The following is a 6,124-nucleotide window of genomic DNA, read 5'->3' as shown; positions in this document are numbered from 1 at the left end:
TCTCTGCAATCAAAGCCTTGTCTAAAAGCCTTTAAATTCTCACTGAGTGAGCAATAATTTAATGTGATTGGTATTAGCACATAACAAAAACGGCAGTTCGGGTCTGCGGATCCGAACACCAAAACCATTCAGCGGTTTCGTCGCCACTATGGTCAGCATGATCTAGCGTTAACGATATAGATATACTTTAAATTCAAATTCAAATAACGAAGAGCGAAGAACGACGAACATTGTTGGCATAGAGGGTATTGTTGAAGTCCCGTGTTGCTATTCTTGCAACACCGAACTTTGTAAAGCATTGGCTGATATTTTTACGTTTGCAGTGCAAAACTACCGTATTAATTCTCAGACTCAACAAATCTCTTAGGACATAGAAAGCCCTTGTTAAACATGGAGTTTTCGGTTCACTTCGAACCGTGTGATGATGCGGATAGTGGGAATTGAAATATCATTATAACCCCATGAAATCAGGGCTTATACTGATCAAGCTAGGCTAACGTTCACTAACAAAAAATTTATTTCTCTTGAATCGCTTTTATAGAGTCATAACTTTGCATTTGAAGGGAAAACTATATTGAGACCTGTTATGCGCGATTATGGATTAAAAAGGCCAATGAAATGAGATGATAGCTAAAATCTGGTTTAGGTAATGAGAGTTACTTTAGATACTCTGGCTATCTAACCTAAGTAACTCTCATCATTTTTAACAGGCAAGTCCGTTCTATGTCTTTAATATGACTCAGTCAAAGCGTAAATCGAACTACCTGCAACTAAAAAGCGAAGTGTTCCGTATCAAGTGCCATCATGCTATTGGCCCCTTGCCTGATACAAGCAGCATGACCTGCCGCCCTTGGTAGTACGCGGTCGAAGTAAAACTGCCCTGTTTGTATTTTAGCCTTGTAAAAATCGACTTCTGAACTGCCTTGCGCAATTGCCTCATTAGCCGTGACCATCATCTTTAACCAATAGTATGCCAGAGTGACATAACCGGCATACATTAAGTAATCAACTGAAGCCGCGCCAATCTCATCGGGGTTTTTCATCGCGTTTGCGCCAATAGTTTCTGTAATATCCTGAAGGTTTTGCAGATATTCGCCAAGTGTCGCGCACATTGGTGTGAATTCAGCAACTGTGGCTGTTTTCGTGACAAAGCCTATAACTTCTTTAGCAAACCCTTTTAACAATTCACCATTCGTACCCAACACTTTTCTGGCCAGTAAATCTAAAGCCTGAATCCCAGTCGTTCCTTCATAGAGGCAGCAAATTTTAGTGTCTCTCATTAGTTGCTCCATACCCCATTCGCTGATGTAACCATGACCACCTAGCACCTGAACACCATGATTTGTTGACTCTAAACCGGTTTCTGTCAAAAATGCTTTGGCGATTGGCGTTAGCAATGCCAATTTAGCTTCAGCGCTAGCAATTTGCTCTGGGTCTATACTGGTATGGGTCAAATCAATAAGTAAGGCTAAGTCAGTAACCAGCGCTCTGCCTCCTTCAGCAAAGCTTTTTTGCGTTAACAGCATGCGGCGAACATCTGGATGGACAATAATTGGATCCGCTGGGCCTGTCGGGTTTTTAGGTCCCGTTAGCGAGCGCATTTGCAATCTGTCTTTCGCGTAAGCCAAGGCCCCCTGAAACGATGCTTCTGACGCAGCTACCCCTTCCAATGCCACCCCAAGACGAGCCGCATTCATAAAGGTAAACATACAGTTCAAGCCTCTGTTAACGTCGCCGATAAGATAGCCTTTGGCGTTATCAAAGTTGATAACACAGGTCGCGCTAGCCTTGATTCCCATTTTGTGTTCAATTGAACCGCAGGACACACCATTGCGATCCGCTCTACTACCGTCCGTATTCACATTGAATTTAGGGACAATAAACAGTGAAATGCCTTTCGTGCCCGCAGGAGCGTCTGGTAGTCGGGCAAGCACAACATGAACGATATTTTCAGATAGGTCATGTTCACCTGCAGAGATGAAAATTTTGCTACCATTGAGATTATAACTGCCATCAGGATTGCACTCAGCCTTGGTTCTTAGCAATCCTAAATCAGTGCCGCAATGAGCTTCTGTTAAGCACATGGTCCCGGTCCACTTACCTTCGACTAAATTCGGTAAAAACATCGATTTTAGTTCTTCTGAGCCGTGCTTTTCGATAGTCGCTATTGCGCCATGACTCAATCCTGGATACATACCAAAACTATGGTTGGCCGCTGCCACCATTTCCGTGACTTGATTGTTTAGCGAGTGAGGGAGTCCCTGACCACCGAACTCGACACTTTGTGCCAATGTCGGCCATCCAGCCTCAATGAATTGCTGGTATGCTTCTTTAAACCCATCAGGCGTGGTTACTTCTCCATCGGTGAAAGTACAGCCTTGTTCATCGCCTATTTGATTAATTGGCGCAATAACTTCTTCGACAAATTTCCCTGCTTCGTTGATGATGGCATCAACCATATCAGCTGTTGCATCCTCATACCCCATCTGCTGGTATTTGCCATTACAGTCAAATAGTTCCTGCATGACAAACTTCATGTCTCTTAACGGCGCTTTATATTCGAGCATTTTTATATTCCTATTTTATTGATTGTTACCGAGCTTAACGTGACAAATATTAAATTTCTGCTGCTAATTCAGCACCTTGTCTAATCGCCCGTTTGGCATCTAATTCTGAAGCTACGTCTGCACCACCAATTAAATGCACCTTTTTACCGGCTTGTTGCACGGCCTGTTGTAGCTCTCTCAATGGCTCCTGACCTGCACAAACAACAATATGATCAACATTCAATACTGTGTCTTCATCGTTGATTTTGATATGCAGACCTGCATCGTCAATTTTCTCGTAGCTAACGTTGTTTATCATTTGCACACGTTTTTGTTTTAGTGCCGCACGGTGTATCCATCCAGTCGTTTTACCTAAATCTTTGCCTACCTTGCTAGCTTTACGTTGTAACAGATAAACTTCTCGCTCAGGAGCTTCAACCTGGCATGGAATTAACGCACCAGGATTTGCAAAATCTTTATCTATGCCCCAGTTTTTCAACCATTTCTCTGGATCCGTTGTGAGGCTGTGCTTCTCGACCAGATACTCAGATACGTCAAAACCTATTCCACCAGCACCGATTACGGCAACCTTTTTGCCTACAGGTACCTTGTCTCTGAGTACATCCAGATACGACAATACCTTTTCATGGTTTACACCTGGAATTGCTGGCATACGGGGTTTAATACCGGTAGCCAGAACTACCTCGTCAAAATCAGATTGCGCCAAGTCTGACGCGTTCACACGGGTATTAAGATGCAGATTTACGCCGGCGTTTTTCAGGCGAACATCAAAATACCGTAAGGTTTCATAAAACTCTTCTTTGCCGGGAATTTGTTTCGCGATGTTAAACTGACCACCAATCTCTGCGGCGTCATCGAATAAATGTACCTCATGACCACGTTCAGCAGCGTAACTGGAAAATGCTAATCCGGCAGGACCGGCTCCCACAACAGCAAGTTTTTTCTTTAATGTGCTGGGGTGGAAATTTAATTCGGTTTCATAGCAAGCGCGCGGATTCACTAAACAGGTAACTCGTTTCTTTTGGAAGATATGATCTAAACAGGCTTGATTACAGCCAATACAGGTATTGATCTCTTGCGGCTTGTTTTCCGCTGCCTTTTGTACGAAATCTGCATCGGCTAAAAATGGACGTGCCATAGAAACCATATCGGCATGACCATCAGCCAGAACTTTTTCAGCAACTTCAGGTGTATTGATACGGTTGGTTGTAATCAAGGGAATAGACACTTGTGACTTCATTTTCTGGGTTATCCAGGTAAATGCAGCCCTTGGAACCGATGTTGCAATTGTTGGCACTCTGGCTTCATGCCAGCCAATACCAGTATTGATGATCGTCGCGCCAGCTTTTTCAATTTCTTTCGCCAAGTACACCACTTCATCCCATGTCGCGCCACCTTCAACCAGATCCAACATGGATAAACGATAAATAATAATAAATTTTTCGCCGACTTTAGCTCGAGTCTGCTTAACGGTTTCAATGGCCAAACGGGCTCGGTTTTCCAGAGAACCACCCCATTCATCGGTGCGATGGTTCGTGCGTTCACAGAAAAACTGATTAATTAAGTAACCTTCCGAGCCCATGATTTCCACACCATCATAGCCGGCTAATTGAGCATAATATGCCGAGTTAGCGTAATCTTTGATGGTCTTCCAAACTTTTCGGCTAGATAAGGCTTTTGGTTTAAACGGGTTGATCGGCGCCTGAATTTTTGACGCTGATACGTTAAAAGGATGATAGCCATAGCGTCCCGTATGTAAAATTTGCATACAGATCAGGCCGCCAGCATTATGCACCGCATCGGTCACGATTTTATGTTTATTTGCATGGCGCTTGCTGCTCATTCGCCCACCAAACGGTGCTACCCATCCCGCAACATTGGGAGCGATCCCGCCGGTAACTATGATGCCAACACCACCTCTGGCTCGTTCAGCATAAAATGCCGCCAGTTTTTCCATACCGCCCTTTTCTTCTTCCAGGCCTAAGTGCATCGATCCCATCAGGGTGCGGTTTCTGACAGTTACCCAGCCTAAATCTAACGGTTCTAAAAGGTTTGGAAAAGGGGTTAATTTATGGCTCATATATTCTCACTCGAAAAAATCTTGACAGCGTCAAGATAACAAACATTTTGACACTGTCAAGATAAATGTCATCATAGTAATGATTTCTAATTAAAGTGATTTATCTACGACGAGAGCGAAATGAGTAAAATTTCATCTTCCTACCATCACGGTGGCTTACGAGAAAAACTGTTAGAGCTAACAGTAAAACTAGTCAATGAATCAGGTACCGATGCGGTATCGATGCGAAAATTAGGCGAACATTTGGGCGTTTCCAGAACGGCTTTGTATCATCACTTTAAAAATAAGGAAGATTTACTGTCCGCGGTTGCCGCTAAAGGTTTTTCTGATTGGAAACATACCTGTGAAAATATGTTTCAAGACGGCGATCAAAGCGAACATGAAAAATTGGCTAACTATATAAAGGGCTATCTCAATTTTGCTATAAGCCATAAACAGGTTTATGAACTGATGTTTGGTAAAGCGTTATGGCTATCAGGACAAAGCTCGGATGAGCTCAAACGAGTCGCTTATAGAAGCTTCGAATATCATTTAGAGCTTATTAAACGTTGGCAACAGGAAGGTATATTATCGGCCAATGAAGACAGCCTGCGGTTAGCACAAGTCAGTTGGGGAGCACTTCATGGTTTGAGCAGGCTATTTATTGATGGTTTGTATATTGAACCAAAAAACCTCGATGCCATGGCCGATACCGTTCTGCGATTACTGACGAATACATAGTTATTGATTGATATTTCAAACGGTCATTAACCTTAGTTTAAGTTTTAAGCAAAAACGTGCAGCGGCATGTTTATTTACACTTAAAAATGATCCGCCCTAATCATTATACTTTGCAGTTAAACCAACAGATGAGCACCAAACCAACAGGCTCAATTTCGAATGCAACTTTGCTGTCTATTGATAGCAATTCAGTCAACACATTAACAAATTTTGGGCTGTGCTCGTTTGATTTGCATGACATTAAGCGGATAAACTTTCTTTGACATTTTAGAGTACCTGTAGACTGGCTAGCGACTAGGTACTTCTTAAAGTACTGCTAAAATTTTCAGTTCTCAACAAATCCAGTGAAATGTCTTAGGACATAAAAAAACCGAAAACCCTTGTTAATAATAGGATTTTCGGCTCTTTTCGGTTCTCTTAGAACCTTGTGATGGTGCGGATGGAGGGACTTGAACATATCGCATATCCAATTGAAATATAAAGCATAACTTAAAAATCAAAATACCAAAAACTCATATAAAAACTCCATTAGAATTCGGCCATTTTGAGAACTGAACCGCCACGATTTAAGCCCCTTTTTACCATTCTATTTTTGTCATTCTTGCTATCAAAAATCCTTGCTCAATTATGCTCACCCACTAGGAAACACCGATCATGTGGCTAGCCTTGAATGACCGTTTTGTGCCAGGAACAGCAGTTCAATTTACTATCACCATGTCACGAGTATTAGCAAAAGCAGACGTTCGTTTGGCACCAT

3 protein-coding genes are annotated in these 6,124 nt (G+C 42.5%); 1 reads left to right on the top strand and 2 read right to left on the bottom strand.

Translation table 11 applies throughout. The features are described 5' to 3' along the window. Nucleotides 1-770: 770 nt before the first annotated feature. Both ACHUFQ_RS16885 and ACHUFQ_RS16880 read right to left on the bottom strand, forming a co-directional pair. Nucleotides 771-2,567 carry an acyl-CoA dehydrogenase C-terminal domain-containing protein gene (locus ACHUFQ_RS16885; RefSeq protein WP_394177021.1) on the bottom strand — a complete coding sequence of 599 codons (1,797 nt, stop codon included), beginning with the start codon at nucleotides 2,565-2,567 and terminating at the stop codon, nucleotides 771-773. Between the two features lie 49 nt (nucleotides 2,568-2,616). Further along, nucleotides 2,617-4,647: an oxidoreductase gene (locus tag ACHUFQ_RS16880; protein WP_394177020.1), complete on the bottom strand. Its 2,031-nt coding sequence runs from the start codon at nucleotides 4,645-4,647 to the stop codon at nucleotides 2,617-2,619. Between the two features lie 120 nt (nucleotides 4,648-4,767). On the opposite strand from ACHUFQ_RS16880, the gene ACHUFQ_RS16875 reads away from it, so the two are divergent. Then, nucleotides 4,768-5,367 (top strand): TetR/AcrR family transcriptional regulator, encoded by a 600-nt coding sequence (locus tag ACHUFQ_RS16875; protein WP_394177019.1) that lies wholly within the window; start codon nucleotides 4,768-4,770, stop codon nucleotides 5,365-5,367. The last annotated feature ends 757 nt before the right edge of the window (nucleotides 5,368-6,124 follow it).

Origin of the sequence: Thalassotalea litorea, assembly GCF_043642205.1 — a bacterium.
In the GTDB taxonomy this organism is placed as follows: domain Bacteria; phylum Pseudomonadota; class Gammaproteobacteria; order Enterobacterales; family Alteromonadaceae; genus Thalassotalea_A; species Thalassotalea_A litorea.
The sequence above is the reverse complement of the archived record's forward strand: the minus strand, read 5'-3'. Positions and strand labels throughout refer to the sequence as shown.